Origin of the sequence: Flaviaestuariibacter amylovorans (genome assembly GCF_039541815.1) — a bacterium.
Taxonomy (GTDB): domain Bacteria; phylum Bacteroidota; class Bacteroidia; order Chitinophagales; family Chitinophagaceae; genus Flavisolibacter; species Flavisolibacter amylovorans.
The window spans coordinates 1,059,069-1,076,375 of record NZ_BAABGY010000007.1; the positions used below are offsets into that span (position 1 = coordinate 1,059,069).

Consider the following 17,307-nt stretch of genomic DNA (forward strand, 5'->3'; position numbering starts at 1 on the left):
GGTCAATGGTCAATGGGGCAGAGTTGGCGGAAGGAACCCCGTCACGCCGAAACCGCCCTAACTGAAGCTGGCCCAAGGGTCGAGCCGCCCCCGGGCCTATGCAACAGCGCACCCCACCCCCTGAGCGCCCATTCCCCCCTCATTCACCATTGACCATTGATCATTCACCATCCCGGCCCTAGATTTGCCGAAAAAGGGACCATGGGCGATCGGGATTGGTATCAGGACTGGTTTAACTCTTCTTATTACCACAAGCTTTACTTCGAGCGGGATGAGCGGGAGGCCGAGGGCTTCCTCGACCGCCTCATCGGGCACCTCCGCCCGGCACCGGGTGCCACCATGCTCGACGTGGCCTGCGGCAAGGGGCGGCACAGCCGCTTCCTCGCGGCCCGCGGCTTCGACGTCACCGGCATCGACATCTCCCCCGAAAGTATCTCCTTTGCCGGGCAGTTCGCCCACGAGCGCCTCCACTTCCACGTACACGACATGCGCCTCCCCTACTGGATCAACTACTTCCAGTACGCCTTCAACTTCTTCACCTCCTTCGGGTACTTCGCCACGCGCCGCGAGCACGACACGGCCCTCCGCACCATGGCCCGGTCCATCCGCCGCGACGGCACCCTGCTCATCGACTACCTCAACGTACATTGGGTGGAAGACCGGCTCGTCCACAACGAGGAAAAGACCGTCGGCACCTCGCACTACGAGATCCACCGCTGGCACGACAACGACCACTTTTATAAGAAGATCACGGTTCAGGACCCTGCCCTGGAGCGCCCCCTGACGCATACCGAAAAAGTAGCCAAGTTCTCGCTCGGCGACTTCACCGACATGCTCTCCTTCCAGGGTATGCAGGTGCAGGAAGTGTTCGGCGACTACGATCTCAATGCCTACGACGTGCGGAAAACAGCAAGACTCATCCTGTTGGCGGCACACCGCTAGGTCTCGTTCCTCCGTGGCCCGGGAAGTCAGAAATCAAAATTCAAAAACGTATACGTCGCGGGCATCCCTGTGATCAGGCTATAGCCGCAAACGTTTTGCCTTTTGACTTTTGAATTTTTACTTACCTCAGCGCAGCCGCGATTTTAGGCGCCAGCAGGGCCGCCCATTGGGCGTGTGCCCGTGCCGAATAATGCAGCCCGTCGGAAGCCAGCAGGCCCGGGTCGGTGGCCGCGTTCCTGGAGAGCGGGGTTATGTCGGTATAAGACACCCCGTAATCGGCCGTGATGCGGCGGTTGATGGCGTTGAACTGGTCGATGGCGCGGCGCACCCGGTCTTTATCGGCCGGAGCCACGAAGGGCGTTGCGCTGTAGTCGGGGATCGACAGCACGAACACCCGGTTGCGCCGGTCGCCGGCCAGGGCAATGGCCCGCTCCAGCAGGGCCGTAAAGCCCGTGCGGTAGGAGGCCGTATCGCGGCCCTGGTACTGGTCGTTGACCCCGACGAGCAGCGTTACCACCCCGTAGGAGCGCGCCAGGTCGGTTTCTGCGTTGATGGCCGTCATTAAGTCGTTGGTGGTCCAGCCGGTGCGGGCCACGTAGCGCGGCTCGCCCACACGGAGGCTGGAGTCGCGCAGCCCCCGGGCCAGCAGCAACGGAAAGCGCTCGTCGGCGCCCACGCCCTGCCCGATGGTATAGGAGTCGCCAAGCGCCAGGTACGATACGGTAGCACCCGTGCTGTCGGTGACCGTGGGCACCGGGGGCGGGATCTCGACGTTTTCGCCGTTGCGGCTGCAGGACGTGCCGGCGCCGGCCAGGGCGCCGCAAAGAAGTACATATAAAAGACGGATCATGCGGATATGTACGCAAACCGGGGTCCAAAAAGATGGCGACACCCCTTGTTTTCAGGGCTGCGAATGGTATGATAATGGCTACAGGATACGAAAAATCAATAGCTATGGATGTGATCATTCAATCGCTGGGCTTCAAGCACAGCGCCGAACTGGAAGGCTATATCAACGAGAAACTGGAGAAGCTGAAGCCAGGCGACCGGATCATCCGGGCCAACGTCACCCTGTTCCAGGGCCCCGACCGCGCCACGCCGGAGGATTATTGCGAGATCCGCCTCGAGGTGCCCGGTCCGGACCTGTTCGTGAAGGAGCACGCCGCCTCCTTCGAGCAATCGGTGGACGCCTGCGTGGATATCCTCGCCACCCAGCTCAAAAAGGCCCACGACAAGCAGATCGACCGCAAGCACCGCTCGGATCCCAACGATATCCTGACGGACCAGCTGCTGGCGGATACGGACGACGAGGAGAAAGCGTCGTATAATAACGGCTAAGGCGGATCTTTATGGATGGGGTGGCTCAATTATTGAACGGCTTTGCCCGACAGACCGGTCTATGAACCTAAAAAAAAGTATATGACACAACAGCATCTTTTCCGCGCGCGGGCCCTCGCCCTGACGGCGATGGCAGCGCTGGTCCAGGTGTCCCTCTGGGCACAGGACGGAGGCGGCTCCTCCTCGGGTGGCAGCAGCAGCGGCGGCTCTTCGTCGTCCACTACCACCACCAGTTCCAACACCTCGGTGAGCCTTACCGATGGCGCCACCGGTGCCTGGTACAACTCTCCCTGGGTTTGGGTGATCGGGGCGGCCGTGTTCATCCTGCTGCTCGTGGCCCTGCTGGGGGGCGGCAGCCGGCGCAGAACCGTGACTACTACCACTACCGATGCCGGCCGCAGCGGCGACCGGGTGACGGTGCAGCGCACGACCGATACGGACGAGGTATAAATCCGGCTTCCGGATAAAAAAGGGACTGCCTGGGGCGGTCCCTTTTCTTTTTTTGCCCCGCCCCGCGCCTATCTTGCAGGCGAGCTCCTTCAACTGACTCCTATGAACGAACAAGCCTTCCTGCAGGCGCTGTCCGAAAAGGCCAAAGACCTGCACATCAATCCCTTTCTCCTGCTCTCGGGCATCGAGGGTATCTACACCTTCCGCGAAATGCCGCTCACTGAGGCCAATATGGGCTTTCTCGACAGCCTCATCCTGACCCTCTTCACGCTCCGCATCGGCGACCAGTTCCATGCCCTGGCCGAAGAGGGCCTTGCCAGCGGTCAGGACGAAGTGCGCCTGGCTGCGGCTGGGGAGCTCACGCCCATCCCCGACGAGGAGCTCGCGGCTACGACCAACCCCTACCTCGCCTCTTTTGCCGGCGTGATGCAGGGCAAGGCGCCGATCCGCCGCTACCACGAGAAGGCCCTCGAAGCCGCTGCCCTCGAGATCAACGGGGTGCAACTGCGCTACGCCTCCGCGAGCATCGGCACCATTATGATCGGGATCTGCAAGACCGAGCTGTCCGACCTGCTCGACCCGGGCACCTTCTTCTCCTCGTGAGTGCCGGTGGCCCGCCCGGAGGCCTGAAGGAAATCCTGAGGGCCTGATCTGTTTTCGGATTTCTTTTCCCTAAATTTGTCAGGAACCTCATTTCAGGATCACCCCTTAATCATCCGTTTATGCAAAAACTGGCCTTCCGGATTTTGCTGGTAGAAGACGATGCTGATGACCGCTACATCATGCACCAGGCCTTCACCGAGCTACAGTTCATCGACGAAGTCAAGATGTTCTGCTCCGGCGAGGAGTTGCTCGACTACCTGCAGCAGCTCCCGGAGCAATCCCACCCCGATCTCTTTGTACTGGATTATAATATGCCCGCCATCAACGGCGCGGAGCTCGCCCTGTCGCTCCAGCAGCAACAGCGGCTCCGGCACATCCCCATCGTTTTGTATTCCACCGGCATGAGCCCCAAGATGCAGCGGGACCTCCTGTCGAAGGGGGTGCTCCAATGCTATGAGAAAGGGATGGAGTACGGCGACATCCTGGAGCTCGCGCGCCTGCTCGTGCGCCATGTGCGCGAAGGCGTGCCGATGGCTCACGCCGGCAACCGCACCCCGGAGCACAATGCGGCCTGACGATCCCGTGGAACGCGGTGTGGCAGCGGCTTTTGTGTAGAAGGAGTTGTACAAACCCGCAAATAAGGGAAAGGCTTCCACCATCTTTTTCTACCCGTATTGGGGAAGCGGTGGCGGCACACAAGGCACGTGATTGTGGAATACGGGTTTTTTAAACGGAGCCCCCCGTTCAATTCGCCCGAAGCCGCGCCACACGGGCCCGAAGCGCAGCCGGGAGGCACAGTTTTTTAGACTATCAGCGTTCGGTAGTACACCCTCAACCATTTACACAAACGCAAAAAAATCCGTTATGAACGAAAACAGAATCAACGAAGGCAACCAACAGAATTCCGGTTCTGAACGCAAACGCTCCAATCGTGGCTTCGCTGCGATGAGTCCCGAACGCCAGCGCGAGATCGCCAGCAAAGGCGGCCGTGCGGCCCACGAGCAAGGTGTGGCCCACCAGTGGACCAGCGAAGAAGCCCGCGAGGCAGGCCGCAAAGGCGGCATGAATTCGCGCGGTGGTCGTCGTCAGCAGAACGAGCGTGGCCAGGAAGGTCCCGCCCTCTGAGGAAGATGATCAAAACATTGGAGCCAGGCATTGCGCCTGGCTTTTTTGTGCCCGGGAGGGCCGCTGCGCGGCCGTTTACTGGTTTATTGGTTTATTGGAAATGGGTCGTTCCGGATACGGCCGTTCCTACTTCCTCGGTCCGCTTGCGGGGCGTACTTGTGTTTCTACGGATCGATGGCGGAACACTTTTCTCCAACCGACCCGTCGCCAGTTCCAAGCCTTCGCAATTTTGAAGATCAAGCGAAATGATTACGGCGTGCACACCATGCGCCTTTCTCCCGGTATGCGCGTTATAAATGTCGGATCGGTAGCAACGGACAACCCCACCCGAAACAAAACATTGCCGATTCCCGATTGCCGATTCCCGATTGTCGGTCACACGGCCAGCAGGCTGCAGCCGCGCACATCGCTGTGGTCCATCCGGCCCAGCACCTCGAAGCGACCGTCGGGATGCTGCCGCCCGATGTCCTCGGTGGCAATGAAAGCACAGGACCAGCGGTTTGCCAGGTCGATCACGTGCAGGCGCCCGGTGCGCGGGCGCGACACTGCGGGCGTCAGCGACGCCGGGTCGTCTTCGTCGGCCACCAGCACGCGCATCCAGGGCGGCGCCACAAAGAGGCCCTCCTCGGGCGCATAGGCCTGCGACAGCAGCTCTGTCATCCCGTATTCCGAATGAATGCCCTGCAGACCGAACGCTTCCTTTAGCCGCGCATGCACCTCGGGGCGCACCCACTCCTCGCGCCGGCCCTTCATGCCGCCGGTTTCCATGACCACCGTGTGCGGCAGCGGCATCGGGTGGGCCTCCGCAAAATCGAGCAGGGCGTAGGTAACGCCGATGAGCAGCGTCTTCTGCCCCGCCGCATTGAGTTCCCGCAGCTGGTCGCAGAGCGCCGCCTGGTCGTACAGGAAGAAGCCGTTGCCCGGATGCCCGCTCCGTTCCGAGAAGTGTTGCACCATATGTACCAGCGACGAATTGCCGCGCTCGAGGTACGAGGGCAGGAGCGCCAGGATGCACCATTCGCCCAGCGGCCCGTAGATCCGCTCAAAGGCCGCTTCGGCAACGGCGGCATAGAGGGCTGCGTCCTTAACGAGGTGCCGGCTGGTGGTGGCGCCGGTGGTGCCGCTGCTCTCGAAGCGCAGGGCCGGCTCAAAGGTGCCGGTCTGTACCGCGTGCGTCTTGAAGAAGGAAATGGGCAGGAACGGAATCGACGCGAGCTCCTGCACGCGTCGGCCCAGCAGGTCGCAGAAGCGGCCGTACAGGGGATTATGCGCGTATTGAAACTGGTACAGGTCCAAGGCCGCCGCCTCGAATCCATCCGGGCCGATCTCCAATATTTTATTAATGTCTGCAACGCCCATGAAACGTAAGCCCCAATAGTTTAAATTTGTTTCGATCAACCCCCTTCCATGAAGAATATCCTGAAGATCGGTGCCCTCGCGCTTTTGCTCGCAGGCTGCAACAAAGATAAATTCCAGACGAAGCCCCAGCTGAAATTGATTTCCGTTTCCAACAACCCGGTTGACCTGCAAAGCTTGCTGCAACTCGATCTCGAATTCACCGACAAGGAAGGCGACGTCACGGATTCGATCTTCGTGACCAAGGTGTGGAAGAACCGAACCCAAAACAACCCGGTGGCTTCGATGAAGCTCGAATTCAGCGTACCCGATTTCCCCAAGACCCAGTCGGGCCGGATCATCGTCGGCCTCAGCAACCCCGACCTCCAGGCCGCCTCCGCGCCGCGCAACCAGACCGGTACCCCCTACGGCAAGGAAACCGACACCCTCGACCTGCGCATCGTGGTGAAGGACGCCCAGGACAACAAGAGCGATACCCTCGTGGTGCCCAACATTTACGTATTCCGCAGCTAAGCCTCCCTTGGTCCCGCTCCTCCGGAAGGTTGCCGACGGCCTCCTGTTCACAAGCGTCTTTATCGGCGCCTGCGCGCTGCTGATGGCAGGGCACACCCAGCTGCGCTTCGCCGGGCACCTCAACACCGACTTACTGGGCTTTATCTTCACCGGCACGCTCTGCTCCTACAATTTTCACTGGCTGCTCACGCCGGCGCTGTATGGGCATAGCCCCAAAGCCGCCTGGTCGGTGCGGCACCGGAAGCTGCATGCGGCCCTTTTCGGCGCCTCCCTCCTGGCCGCCGCCTGGTTCGGCTGGCGCCTGCTGCCCCACTGGCCCTGGCTGCTGCTCACCGCCTTCATCACCTTCCTCTATTCGGCGCCCAAGATCCCGTCGAAGCCCTTCGGCCTCCTGAAGCGGATCGCGGTGGGCAAAACAGCCTTCCTGGCCCTCGCCTGGACGCATATCCCCTTCATGCTGCCCCTGCTGGTGGCAGGCACCGAATGGAGCACTGCCACCTACCTGTTCGTGTTCAACCGCTTCTACCTGATCTACCCCATCTGCATCCTCTTCGATTACCGCGACCGCGCTGCCGACCGCGCCGAAGGCATCCGCAGCCTCGTGACGCAGCTCCCGGAAAGCGGCGTGCACCGGCTCTTTGCCGGCTCCCTGGCGGTGTTCTTTGCCAGCGGCGCGGCGCTGCCGTTGTACGGGTTTACGGTCACGGAAACGGCGCTGCTGTTGCTGCCCGGGCTCCTGCTCGGCGGGCTCTGGCGCACGGCGCAGCGCCGGCGGTCCGATTATTTTTACTATTGCGCACTCGACGGCCTCATGGCGCTCTCGAGCGGTCTGTGGCTGATCCTCTAGATATCCATAAATTTGACGATTAAACCTCCCTTATGGCGAAAGCGACGAAACCGAAATCCAACAAGTCCGTGATCACCGGCGAATCGATGGCCTTCCTGGTCGATTACATCAACAACCCCTCGCCCGTTGGCTTCGAATACAGTGGCCAGCGCCTTTGGCTGGATTATATTACGCAGTACGTAGACGAGACCTTTACCGACCCTTACGGCACGGCCGTGGGCGTCGTGAACCCGGGTCAGCCGTTCAAGGTGGTGATCGAGGCACATGCCGACGAGATCTCCTGGTTCGTCAACTACGTGACCGCCGACGGCCTCATCTACCTGAAGCGTAACGGCGGCGTGGACCACCAGATTGCCCCCAGCCAGCGGGTGTGGATCCATGGAAAGAACGGCCTCGTGAAGGCCGTATTCGGGTGGCCCGCCATCCATACCCGCCTTGGTGGTGGCGACAAGGAGCAGCAGCCCAAGGTGGAGAACCTGTGGCTCGACTGCGGCGCCCGGAGCAAGAAGGAAGTGGAGGACCTGGGCATCCATGTAGGCGCGGTGGTCACCTATGCCGACGGCTTCGAGGAGCTCGCCAACGATTATTACGTAGGCCGCGCCTTCGACAACCGCATCGGCGGCTTCATGATCGCCGAGGTGGCCCGCCTGCTCCGCCAGAACCGCAAAAAATTACCCTATAGCCTCTACGTGGTGAATGCCGTGCAGGAGGAGATCGGCCTCCGCGGCGCCGAGATGATCGCCCGCCGCATCAAGCCCGACGTGGCCATCATCACCGATGTGACGCACGATACGTCCACACCGATGATCAACAAGATGATCGAGGGCGATACGGTGTGCGGCAAAGGCCCCTCGCTTTCCTTCGGACCCGCCGTGCACAACAAGCTGCTGCAGCTGGTGCAGGACGTAGCCGCCGACAGCGACATTCCCGTACAATTACGGGCGGTGTCGCGGAGCACGGGCACGGATACCGACTCCTTCGCCTATGCCAACGACGGCTGCCCTTCGGTACTCATCTCCATCCCGCTGCGCTATATGCACACGACGGTGGAAATGCTGCACCGCTCCGACATCGAAGGCACCATCCGCCTTATGTACGAAACGCTGCTGACCCTGACCCCCAAAACGAACCTGAGCTACTTCGCATGATGCACCATCTTTTATACATCGACCCGGGAAGCGGCAGCTACCTGTTGCAGGCGCTGGTGGCTGCCGCACTCGGCGTTGCGTTCTTTTTCAAGAACATCGTACTGTACGTAAAAATGTTCTTTTACCGCCTCTTCGGCAGGAAAAACAAGAAGCCCTGATGCCCGGCGCAACGTGTCCTTCTTCTTCCTACGGCGCCCGGGCTGGCCATGTCTTTTCCTTCGACGGACAAGCGCACCGGCAGGCGCAGCACCGTGGCGCGCCGTCCGATAGCTACAGTACATACACCGGGGCAACCGTTGCGAAGCGGTGCGAAATGCTCCCCCGCGAACCCTGGCAGCGGTTAGGGGCAGGTTCTGTATTCAATGCCCGCCCATGACCGCACCGGTGCCACCAAAGAAGGCGGACTTCCCTTTTTACCTGTTGCTGCTGCCGGTGTTCTTTCTCCTGCATGGCGTGGTGGAGCACCCGCACCTGGTGCGCCCCGCCGACGCGGTGCCGCTGCTTCCCCGGTTCTGGCTCCCGATCGTAGTGGGCACGGTACTGCTTTGGTATCGCTGGCGCAACTGGCAACGGGCGGCGCTGATGGTCTTTGCAGCGGCCGGTATCTATTTCTATTTCGGCATCTTCCACGACGGGCTCAAAGCAATCGGGGGGCAGGGCTTCCTGGGTAAGTACAGCCTGGTGCTGCCCCTGCTGGCCGCCGCGCTGCTGCTGCTTTTCCGTGCCCTTCACCGCAGCCGGGCCTCCTTCGTACGCCTGACGCGCTACCTGAATGTGCTGCTGGTGGTGCTGCTCCTGGTGGATACCGGCATCGGCACGGTCCACCACCTGAACCGGAACGACGGGCCGCTGCTGCCGCCACTCGCCATGACCGCGCTGCCCGACAGTGCCGCGAAGCCGGATATCCACCTGATCGTGGCAGACGGATATGCCGGCGACCGTGCCCTTGCACAGTACTTCGGATTCGACAACAGTGCCTTTACCGGGGCGTTGACCCAACGGGGGTTTCGCGTGGTGCCCGACGCCAGCAGCAACTACAACTATACCGCCTTCTCGATGGCGTCGCTGCTCAACATGGATTTTCTGCCACTGCCCGACAACCGCCATCGTACGGAAATGGGCCACGAGCTGTGCTTCCCGCTGATCCGGCGGAGTCGCTTCGCAGGCTGGCTGCAACACAATGGGTATGAGGTGCACAACCACTCAATTTTTGCGCTCGGCGATGCGCCGCCCCCCTTTAAGATCCCGTTTTTCAGGAGCGGACGCTCGGTGCTCCTGCTGCCGACGCTGGAGAGCCGCCTGAACCGCGACCTGCGCTTTCACCTGGTGACCCGCTTCCACCTGCCCTCCGAGATCAGGCGGCTGGCCCGCTACGAGGTGAACCAAGGCAACGGGGAGATGGCCGACCTGACCCTGGCCGAAAGCCGGCGCTCTGCCCGCCAACCACGCTTCATCTATACCCACCTGATGCTTCCGCACGACCCGTATTTCTACCGGAAAGACGGCACCCCGGTCCCGGCAGCCCTCCTTGCCGACCCGCACAACAAAGACCCTCGGCAATACCTTGAATACCTGCAGTATGCCAACGGGCGCCTGCTCTCCCTCGTAGACAGCATCCTGGCCGGCAGCCCGCGCCCACCAATCATCCTGCTGCTCAGCGACCACAGCTACCGGGGCGGCGGCAGCGCACCCGCCGTACCGCCGCATCTTCAGTTGTCGGTCCTCAACGCAGTGTACCTGCCTTCGGGGAACTATAGTGCCTGGTACCCCGGTATCAGCCACGTCAACCACCTCCGGGCCCTGCTCAACCAGCAGTTTCACCAGCGGCTGCCGATGCTGCGCGATTCGTCCGCCTTCCTTGTGGAGTGATGGTACCGCGCAGGTACGTGCGGGCGCGGCACAAAAAAGAGGTCCCCGATTGGCGGGGAAACCGTTTATTTGGCGGCCGGCGCGCCAGCGGCCTTCGGCATTGTCCATTTGATGGCTTCTAAATACGGCCCCATGAATCGCAGCTTCCGACACCTGACCGCCCTTGTTCCGCTCCTGCTGCTTTCGGCTTTCTTCATCGCCCACGGCTGCGTCGAAAACTACGGGCTGGTACCAGCGGCTGCGATCGTGCTCCTTTCCGTAACGTACGCCGCGGTAGCCGCATTGTTCTACGGACTTTCGCTGCTTCTACTCCGCCGGCCGGCACCTGCGCTGTTGTTCTCCTTCGCGCTGCTTTTTGTCCAATTCTTTTTCGGCACCGTGCACGACTTCCTGAAAGCCTCCCTGGGCCGCAGCCTGCCCACGCGCTACTCGTTCCTGCTGCCGCTCCTGGTGCTGCTATCCGGGCTGCTGTATCGCTACCTGAAGCGGAGCAAAGGGGATTTCGGCCGGCCCATCCGCTTCCTCAATCTGCTGCTGGTGGTGCTGCTGGCCATCGAGGGCGTGTCGGGTATACAGCAACACGCACGGCAGAAAAAGATGGTCGCTGCACGCCATATCGAATTCAGGCCGGCAGCCCGTGATTCGATGCCTGATGTATTCCTGATCGTAGCCGATGAATATGCGGGCGCCGACGAGCTCCGGCGGCTGCGCTTCGACAACAGCCCCTTTCTCGACTCATTGGCCGCCCTTGGCTTTCACGTGGTGCCTCGTTCCACCTCGAACTACATGTTCACGGAGTATTCCACCGCGTCGCTGCTCAACCTGGCCTACCTGCAGGTGTCGCCGACCACCAACCCCAAAGATGTGTCGCAGTGCTTTTCCTGGATCAAAACGAGCCAGGTGGCGCGCTTCTTCGGGGAACAGGGCTACGACATCCGCAACTACTCCATCTTCGACATCGGCGACGCCCCTGCCCGCGTACCGGACGTATTTGGCGTGCGCAGCGAGCGGCTGCTGACGGCACAGACGTTTACCCAGCGCGGGTGGCGCGACATTTCCTACCACCTGTACCTGCGGGGGATCCTGAAAACCCACAAAGACGGCCTCAAGGCGCGCAACGTGAACGATACCCTCATCGCCCTGTTGAAATCGGAGATCGCGCAGCCACAGGGCGGCAGGCGGTTCGTCTACACCCACCTGTTGCTGCCCCACAGCCCCTATTATTACGATGCGCAGGGTAGGCCGAACAGCCTGGAACGGGCATACACAAAGGACGACACGGCCGCCTACCTCGGCTACCTGCACTATGCCAACGGTGTCTACATCGACCTCATCACCCGCATCCGGAAGGCGGCAACGCGCCCCACGGTGATCCTGTTTATGAGCGATCACGGCTACCGGTATTTCGACGGAGCGTCGGCACGTCCGTATTACTACAGTACGGTCAATGCCGTGTATGTTCCGGATCGCGTGAAAGCAGCATGGAAACCCGGCACGTCGAACGTGAACCAGTTCCGCCTCCTGCTCAACACCTGCTTCGGGCAACAGCTTCCGCTCCTTCCGGATTCATTGGTGCACATCGCCGAGCAGGCGCCACACTGATCACACCTTGCGATACAGGGAGAGCTGCAGCCCAAACTGGTTGTAGGCGCGGCCACGCTGGTAGTAGGCGCGTGCATACTGCACCTGCAGGCGGCTGAAGCGGGCTGTAAAGCCGGCGGAAAAGCCGTTGAGCCCGTTGCCGGTGCCGCCCACGTTGAGGTCGGAGCGGCGGAGAAAATTATAGCCCAGCGTCGCCTCGAGGTTGCGGCTCAGGAAGATGTGGGTGCCGAGCACAAAGTGGTTGAACAGTTTCGTGGCGAAGGAGCTTTTGTTGGTTTGACCGGTCTCGTTGTTGAAGGTGCTGTCGTTATAGCCGATGTTGAACCGGTGGAGCTGCTGCAGCGTCAGCGAGAAGCCGAACGGCGATTTGGCGAGGCGCTGCGTGATGCCCACCTGGAGGTCGAAAGGCAGGTCCTCTCCCAGCGAGCCGAAGCGGCTTACCTGGCCGCCCATGTTCCTGGCCAGCAGGCCGGCTGAAAAATGACGCGCCGTGTCCTTGTACAGGAGCCCGAGGTCGAAGGCGAGGCCCGTGGAGCCGTAGGTGCCGTAGCTCGAGCGGATCAACTTGGCCGTTACCCCATACTGCCAGCGCTCGAGGTAGCGCCGTGCTGCCGACACCTGGAAGCTCATATCGCGCGGGCGAAAGGCGCCCGTTTCGTAGCCTACCGCGTCGGTTTGCGTGAGCGAGCCATGATCAATGAAAAAGAGGCTGGAACCAAAGGTGGTGTTCCATTTCTTGTGGTGGTAAACGCCGGCGAGCTGGTAGGCCCTGGTGCCCGCGAAAAAAGCGTTGAAGTTGAGCCCGAGCTGCCCGTGCAGCGAGGGCTGCAGCAGCGCCGGGTTGTTGGCCGCCAGTCCTGCGTCGGGTGCCGCGTATGATACGTTCACACCACCAGCGGCGCTCAGCGCCGGCGAGGCGGGCAGGTGCAGGAAGTTGTATACCGCCGAACCGCCCACGGTCTGCGCGCGCAAAGCCGTGCCGGCATACAGGAAAGAAAGGATCAGGAGTAGGCGCATTTCGGGACTAAGGTAGGCCATCAGGGCCGGGTGGCAAAGGCAGGCAGGCGTGCCCTCCCGTGCCTGCGAAGCAACGCTGCCGGGCGTATTCCTGCGGGCTGGTGCCGAGCCGTTCCAGCGCGTCTGAATTTCCCGTACGCTGCTGCCCCTCGAGCAGCGTGCATTGAACGGGCTGCTTTATAACTTTCAGGTTTCCTCCTACCCTACTTATTTCCTGCCCGACGCAAACCGACAGATCATGGGCAGAGGCATGGGGGAAGCAGGCTTCCAAGACCTCCTGAAGAAACTCGACAGCCGGCCCTAAAAAGGGCGCTTACCGCAGGTACACAAATAGCCGGCACCGAGCTACCGCAGTTCCGCCTACTTCCAGTGAAAGGGGTTGTATTCCTCGTCCACCGGTTTCCACCGCGCCGAGAGCCCGGATGTGTCCACCTCCACGAAATAGGCCAGCCCCGGGAAAACCGGAGTAACCTGGCAGGTGCGGCGCGCATACCCCCTTGCGCCCAGGTCGCGGAACTGGTGGGCGATGTACTGCAGCCCGCCGACAGCGCGGTGTGAAATGCGGACCGTCGCCCAACGGCTGAACGGGTTGCCTGCCACAGGATCGATTAAAAACCGGATCGGAACCACAATCAAGGCCGCTACCGGCACCCAGCGCAACAGGTAGCTGACGCTCCATTTGCGAACCCGGCCGCGCAGGAACAGCGAGAGCAGCAAGGCGGTTCCGAACACCACCAGGGCGGGGAGGGCACCCGTGAAGCTTAAGGGGGTGATTGCGGTTACCAGCAGCAACATTGCGGGTAGGCCGCAGAGGAACAAGGTCGGTTTTTTCATCGCAGTAAAATGCAGCACAGGTGGAGTTAGCCCTCGCCGGAGGCCCGACGGCAGCTGGCGCAGCTCAATTTCCGATTCTTTACTGAAGACGCCCGGGCACACCAGATATTTTTTGCGCAGTAGCCATTGCGTACGTACCGGGCCGATACCGGCAGCCAAATCCGCTGTCAGCAAAACGAAGACGCTGCCATTGCCCGTGCGCTTTAGCAGGCTTCGGATGAATGCGCCGGGCCACTGCGCACGAACAGCCGCGCGCCGCTGCTACGCAACGAGGGACATCCCACCAATCTGTAATCGTTCGATAGCCTATGCCAGCGCCAGTGCGAGCACCTCGCTCATCGTTTTTACGAAATGGAAGGACACGCCCTTGATGAACTCCGGGTTGATCTCCTGCACGTCCTTCTCGTTCTGCACGCACAAAATGAGCTCGCGAAGGCCGGCGCGCTTTGCAGCGAGCACCTTTTCCTTAATGCCGCCTACGGGCAGCACCTGCCCGCGCAGGGTGATCTCACCGGTCATGCCCAGGTAGGGACGCACCTTGCGGCCGGTGTATGCCGAAGCGAGTGCCGTCAGCATCGTTACGCCCGCGCTCGGACCGTCTTTCGGAACCGCGCCTTCGGGAACGTGGATATGCGCGGTCTTCTTCTCAAACACCTTGGGGTCGAGCTTGAGCTTTGCCGCGTTGGCCTGCAGCCACGAGAGCGCGGTGGTGGCGCTTTCCTTCATCACCTGACCCAGGTTGCCGGTCAGCTTCAGCTCACCCTTCCCTTCGGAGAGCGTCGTTTCGATGAAGAGAATGTCGCCACCCACGTAGGTGTAGGCAAGGCCCACGGCCACGCCGGGCATATTGGCGGTGCGATACAGCTCGTTGTTGTAGCGCGGGCGCCCGAGGATCGCCTCTACGTCGGCGGTGCCCACGGCCGGCTTCACCTTTCCTTCCATGGCCAGCTGCATCGCCTGGTGGCGCATGATGGCGGCCAGTTGCCGGTCGAGCTCGCGCACGCCGCTCTCGCGCGTGTAGTTCTCGATGGTCCACTCGAGCACTTTGTCGGAGATCCTGAACTTCACGTTGCCCAGGCCGTGCGCCTCGCGTTGCTTCGGCACGAGGTGGCGCTTCGCGATCTCGATCTTCTCCTCCACTGCGTAGCCACTGAGCTCGATAATCTCGAGTCGGTCGCGGAGTGCGGGCTGTATCGTCTGCAGGTTGTTGGCGGTGGCGATGAAGAGGACGCGGCTCAGGTCGTATTCGAGCTCGAGGTAATTATCGTAGAACGAATTGTTCTGCTCCGGGTCCAGCACCTCCAGCAGCGCGGAGCTCGGGTCGCCGCGATGGTCGGCGCCTACCTTGTCGATCTCGTCGAGGATCATCACCGGGTTGGAGGTCTGCACCTTTCGGATCGACTGCACGATGCGGCCGGGCATGGCGCCGATATAGGTCTTCCGGTGGCCGCGCACCTCGCTCTCGTCGTGGATGCCGCCGAGCGAGAGGCGCACGTACTTGCGCCCGATGGCGTTGGCGATGGAGCGGCCCAGCGAGGTCTTGCCGATACCGGGCGGACCGTAGAAGCACAGGATCGGCGAGCGCATGTCGCCCTTCAGCTTCAGCACGGCGAGGTATTCGAGGATGCGCTCCTTGATCTTCTCCATGCCGTAGTGGTCGGCGTCGAGCACTTCCCGGGCATGACGCAGGTCGTACTTGTCTTCGGAGTAGTGGGCCCAGGGCAGGTCGAGCATGAGGTCGAGGTGGTTGTACACCACGGAGTAGTCGGGGGTGCTCGGGTGCATGCGCTCGAGCTTCTCCACGCCCCTGCGGAAAGCCTCGCGCGCGGCGTCGCTCCATTGCTTGCCCTCGCCTTTCTTCTGCATCTCGCGGAGCTCGCGCTCGTTCACGTCGCCGCCCAGTTCCTCCTTGATGCTTTTGAGCTGTTGCTGGAGAAAGTATTCGCGCTGCTGCTTGTCGAGCTCCGCGCGCGTCTTGTTGGTGACCTTGTTCTTGAGCTCGGCAAACTGGAGTTCTTTCTGCAGCAGTTCCATCAGCAGCTCGGCGCGCTCGCGGATCGAGTCGGTGACGAGGAGGCGCTGCTTCTCGCGCAGCTCGGTAGAGAGGTTGCTGGATACGAAGTGAATAAGGAAGGCGGGGCTCTCGATGTTCTTGAGGATCACCGAGGCCTCGGAGGGCATATTGGGCGAAAGCTGGATGATCTCGGTGGCGATGTCTTTGATATTGGCCACATAGGCGGCGAAGTCGGGGTCGGTGGGCGGCTCGGGGTCGGTCACGAGCGTGAAGCGGGCGCGGAAGTAGGGATCTTCGGACGTCACCTCCGTTAGCGCGAAGCGCGACTTCCCCTGGATGATGATGGTGATGCCGCCGTCGGGCATCTTGATCTGCTTCACGATCTTGGCGACGGTGCCGATGGACTCGAGGTCGGCCACGGTGGGGTCCTCGACGTTGGAGTCCTTTTGCGCGAGCACGCCGATCAGCTTGTCGCCGTTATAGGCTTCGTTCACGGCTTTGATGCTTTTGTCGCGCCCCACGGTGATGGGCAGCACCACACCCGGGAAGAGCACGGTATTGCGCAGGGGCAGCACCGGTAGTTCTTCGGGTACCGAGCTGAGGTCGAAGTTCTCGGCGTCCTGCTCGTTGAGCGGGATAATGGGCAGGAAATCCATTTCCTCTTCGGGCTTCTGGCTGAATCGCAAGGTGATTGGTTTGATCAGGAAAAGGGCGCGCGGGCGCCGTAGCGGCAAAGGTAACGCAGGGAGGAGAACTCAGATGTATGATCTCAGATGTATGATCTCAGATCTCAGGTGTAGGGCTGCCGCACGAGAAGATCACTTTTCCACCCTGCGGGCGAAGTGGACGGCCGCACGCGGCCTGATCCGCTAAGGCACGACGGCACGACGGCACAACGAAAATCTTAGTTTGTGTGCCTACGCCGCTTCCGCGCTACGTTTGTAGGATGATATTACTGCAGCACAATTAACGGCTCACAGAGCGTTTACATCCTGATTGGATGATCGTTGACAACGCGTCGGATCCCATCCCTAAGCAGGGGCATACCAAAATTGATCAGCAATCCCAGCCGGATACGCGACAGCCGCAGGTATGAAACCAGTATCTTATAGTAATCCGGATGAAGCTCCATACGGGATTTGAGCTCCACAAGCACCGTATAGTTGACGATCAAGTCCGCCCGAAAGGCGCGCTTCCTGCGAAGTTCCTCATGTATCAATGCGACTGGTTTCTGGCGCTCAACCGTGAATCCTCGCTTGACCAACTCGTACTCCATCAAATCTTCATAGATACTTTCCAACAACCCTGGGCCATAAAGTTTGTGTATGTAAAAAGCACAGTCGAGTACAGCTTGCGCAATCTCCTCTTCATTGGTTACCATAGCTTTTTCAAGCAAGCTCGCAAAGCCCGATCACGCTACCATTGGAAATACATCGACAATCAATGAGATTTTTCCCAAAGTTTCGGTGAAAAAAAGTGTTTTGTCGTCGCGCCTTCGTGCCGTCGTGCCGTCGCGCATCAGGCCGCTCGCGGCCGTCCATTCCTGCCACCAAGTAAAATGCCCCGGTCGTTGCAGCGACGCGGGGCACAAAAAAAAGAATTTGATCCGGAGGAAGCAACAGATCGAGCATTACCCCAGATCTCACATC

General features: G+C 60.9%; 19 protein-coding genes. 12 read left to right on the forward strand and 7 right to left on the reverse strand.

The window, feature by feature from the left end; translation table 11 throughout:
- The first annotated feature begins 201 nt into the window (after nucleotides 1–201).
- Complete coding sequence (locus ABD937_RS12970) at nucleotides 202–942, forward strand: class I SAM-dependent methyltransferase (protein WP_345256172.1); 741 nt, start codon at nucleotides 202–204, stop codon at nucleotides 940–942.
- Between the two features lie 121 nt (nucleotides 943–1,063).
- Here the strand turns inward: ABD937_RS12970 and ABD937_RS12975 are convergent, their stop codons facing one another.
- Nucleotides 1,064–1,792: an SGNH/GDSL hydrolase family protein gene (locus ABD937_RS12975; RefSeq protein WP_345256173.1), complete on the reverse strand. Its 729-nt coding sequence runs from the start codon at nucleotides 1,790–1,792 to the stop codon at nucleotides 1,064–1,066.
- A gap of 104 nt (nucleotides 1,793–1,896) precedes the next feature.
- Here ABD937_RS12975 and ABD937_RS12980 point away from each other — a divergent pair, with 104 nt between their 5' ends.
- The 5 genes from ABD937_RS12980 to ABD937_RS13000 all read left to right on the forward strand — a co-directional run bounded on the left by ABD937_RS12980 (nucleotide 1,897) and on the right by ABD937_RS13000 (nucleotide 4,458).
- Nucleotides 1,897–2,280 carry an HPF/RaiA family ribosome-associated protein gene (locus ABD937_RS12980; RefSeq protein WP_345256174.1) on the forward strand — a complete coding sequence of 128 codons (384 nt, stop codon included), beginning with the start codon at nucleotides 1,897–1,899 and terminating at the stop codon, nucleotides 2,278–2,280.
- A gap of 81 nt (nucleotides 2,281–2,361) precedes the next feature.
- On the forward strand, nucleotides 2,362–2,730 hold the full coding sequence (locus ABD937_RS12985; RefSeq protein WP_345256175.1) for a hypothetical protein: 369 nt from the start codon (nucleotides 2,362–2,364) through the stop codon (nucleotides 2,728–2,730).
- 102 nt (nucleotides 2,731–2,832) lie between these two features.
- Complete coding sequence (locus ABD937_RS12990; RefSeq protein WP_345256176.1) at nucleotides 2,833–3,333, forward strand: hypothetical protein; 501 nt, start codon at nucleotides 2,833–2,835, stop codon at nucleotides 3,331–3,333.
- Between the two features lie 119 nt (nucleotides 3,334–3,452).
- Nucleotides 3,453–3,908, forward strand: a complete 456-nt coding sequence (locus ABD937_RS12995) for a response regulator (protein WP_345256177.1) — start codon at nucleotides 3,453–3,455, stop codon at nucleotides 3,906–3,908.
- A 289-nt stretch (nucleotides 3,909–4,197) separates the two neighbouring features.
- Nucleotides 4,198–4,458 carry a KGG domain-containing protein gene (locus tag ABD937_RS13000; RefSeq protein WP_345256178.1) on the forward strand — a complete coding sequence of 87 codons (261 nt, stop codon included), beginning with the start codon at nucleotides 4,198–4,200 and terminating at the stop codon, nucleotides 4,456–4,458.
- Nucleotides 4,459–4,833: 375 nt separating this feature from the next.
- Here the strand turns inward: ABD937_RS13000 and ABD937_RS13005 are convergent, their stop codons facing one another.
- Nucleotides 4,834–5,790, reverse strand: coding sequence for an acyl transferase (locus ABD937_RS13005; RefSeq protein ID WP_345256179.1), 957 nt, complete (start codon nucleotides 5,788–5,790; stop codon nucleotides 4,834–4,836).
- Nucleotides 5,791–5,865: 75 nt separating this feature from the next.
- Here ABD937_RS13005 and ABD937_RS13010 point away from each other — a divergent pair, with 75 nt between their 5' ends.
- From ABD937_RS13010 to ABD937_RS13035, 6 genes are all read left to right on the forward strand, one after another.
- Entirely contained in the window at nucleotides 5,866–6,327 is a 462-nt protein-coding gene (locus ABD937_RS13010) for a hypothetical protein (RefSeq protein WP_345256180.1), read from the forward strand.
- 7 nt (nucleotides 6,328–6,334) lie between these two features.
- Nucleotides 6,335–7,174, forward strand: a complete 840-nt coding sequence (locus ABD937_RS13015) for a UbiA family prenyltransferase (RefSeq protein ID WP_345256181.1) — start codon at nucleotides 6,335–6,337, stop codon at nucleotides 7,172–7,174.
- A 32-nt stretch (nucleotides 7,175–7,206) separates the two neighbouring features.
- On the forward strand, nucleotides 7,207–8,322 hold the full coding sequence (locus tag ABD937_RS13020; RefSeq protein ID WP_345256182.1) for a M42 family metallopeptidase: 1,116 nt from the start codon (nucleotides 7,207–7,209) through the stop codon (nucleotides 8,320–8,322).
- On the forward strand, nucleotides 8,319–8,480 hold the full coding sequence (locus tag ABD937_RS13025) for a hypothetical protein (RefSeq protein ID WP_345256183.1): 162 nt from the start codon (nucleotides 8,319–8,321) through the stop codon (nucleotides 8,478–8,480). Before ABD937_RS13020 ends, ABD937_RS13025 begins: the two co-directional genes overlap by 4 nt.
- 214 nt (nucleotides 8,481–8,694) lie before the next feature.
- Nucleotides 8,695–10,191 (forward strand): hypothetical protein, encoded by a 1,497-nt coding sequence (locus ABD937_RS13030; RefSeq protein ID WP_345256184.1) that lies wholly within the window; start codon nucleotides 8,695–8,697, stop codon nucleotides 10,189–10,191.
- A 132-nt stretch (nucleotides 10,192–10,323) separates the two neighbouring features.
- Entirely contained in the window at nucleotides 10,324–11,793 is a 1,470-nt protein-coding gene (locus ABD937_RS13035) for a sulfatase-like hydrolase/transferase (protein ID WP_345256185.1), read from the forward strand.
- On the opposite strand, the gene porQ is transcribed toward ABD937_RS13035, so the two are convergent.
- The 5 genes from porQ to ABD937_RS13060 form a co-directional block, all read right to left on the reverse strand.
- On the reverse strand, nucleotides 11,794–12,810 hold the full coding sequence (gene porQ / locus ABD937_RS13040; protein ID WP_345256186.1) for a type IX secretion system protein PorQ: 1,017 nt from the start codon (nucleotides 12,808–12,810) through the stop codon (nucleotides 11,794–11,796). It abuts the gene before it with no gap.
- A gap of 360 nt (nucleotides 12,811–13,170) precedes the next feature.
- On the reverse strand, nucleotides 13,171–13,818 hold the full coding sequence (locus tag ABD937_RS13045; RefSeq protein WP_345256187.1) for a hypothetical protein: 648 nt from the start codon (nucleotides 13,816–13,818) through the stop codon (nucleotides 13,171–13,173).
- A 132-nt stretch (nucleotides 13,819–13,950) separates the two neighbouring features.
- Complete coding sequence (gene lon, locus ABD937_RS13050; RefSeq protein ID WP_345256188.1) at nucleotides 13,951–16,344, reverse strand: endopeptidase La; 2,394 nt, start codon at nucleotides 16,342–16,344, stop codon at nucleotides 13,951–13,953.
- Nucleotides 16,345–16,643: 299 nt separating this feature from the next.
- Nucleotides 16,644–17,039 (reverse strand): GxxExxY protein, encoded by a 396-nt coding sequence (locus ABD937_RS13055; protein ID WP_345256189.1) that lies wholly within the window; start codon nucleotides 17,037–17,039, stop codon nucleotides 16,644–16,646.
- Nucleotides 17,040–17,046: 7 nt separating this feature from the next.
- Nucleotides 17,047–17,289: a structural protein gene (locus tag ABD937_RS13060; protein ID WP_345256190.1), complete on the reverse strand. Its 243-nt coding sequence runs from the start codon at nucleotides 17,287–17,289 to the stop codon at nucleotides 17,047–17,049.
- Nucleotides 17,290–17,307 lie beyond the last annotated feature (18 nt).

Coding starts and splice junctions, on each gene's coding strand:
- ABD937_RS13025 (WP_345256183.1), top strand. CDS start 8,319: ATGATGCACCATCTTTTATACATCGACCCGGGAAGCGGCAGCTACCTG.
- ABD937_RS13060 (WP_345256190.1), bottom strand. CDS start 17,289: ATGCTCGATCTGTTGCTTCCTCCGGATCAAATTCTTTTTTTTGTGCCC.
- ABD937_RS13010 (WP_345256180.1), top strand. CDS start 5,866: ATGAAGAATATCCTGAAGATCGGTGCCCTCGCGCTTTTGCTCGCAGGC.
- porQ (WP_345256186.1), bottom strand. CDS start 12,810: ATGCGCCTACTCCTGATCCTTTCTTTCCTGTATGCCGGCACGGCTTTG.
- ABD937_RS13030 (WP_345256184.1), top strand. CDS start 8,695: ATGACCGCACCGGTGCCACCAAAGAAGGCGGACTTCCCTTTTTACCTG.
- ABD937_RS12980 (WP_345256174.1), top strand. CDS start 1,897: ATGGATGTGATCATTCAATCGCTGGGCTTCAAGCACAGCGCCGAACTG.
- ABD937_RS12970 (WP_345256172.1), top strand. CDS start 202: ATGGGCGATCGGGATTGGTATCAGGACTGGTTTAACTCTTCTTATTAC.
- ABD937_RS12985 (WP_345256175.1), top strand. CDS start 2,362: ATGACACAACAGCATCTTTTCCGCGCGCGGGCCCTCGCCCTGACGGCG.
- ABD937_RS13055 (WP_345256189.1), bottom strand. CDS start 17,039: ATGGTAACCAATGAAGAGGAGATTGCGCAAGCTGTACTCGACTGTGCT.
- ABD937_RS12990 (WP_345256176.1), top strand. CDS start 2,833: ATGAACGAACAAGCCTTCCTGCAGGCGCTGTCCGAAAAGGCCAAAGAC.
- ABD937_RS12975 (WP_345256173.1), bottom strand. CDS start 1,792: ATGATCCGTCTTTTATATGTACTTCTTTGCGGCGCCCTGGCCGGCGCC.
- ABD937_RS13020 (WP_345256182.1), top strand. CDS start 7,207: ATGGCGAAAGCGACGAAACCGAAATCCAACAAGTCCGTGATCACCGGC.
- ABD937_RS13035 (WP_345256185.1), top strand. CDS start 10,324: ATGAATCGCAGCTTCCGACACCTGACCGCCCTTGTTCCGCTCCTGCTG.
- ABD937_RS13000 (WP_345256178.1), top strand. CDS start 4,198: ATGAACGAAAACAGAATCAACGAAGGCAACCAACAGAATTCCGGTTCT.
- ABD937_RS12995 (WP_345256177.1), top strand. CDS start 3,453: ATGCAAAAACTGGCCTTCCGGATTTTGCTGGTAGAAGACGATGCTGAT.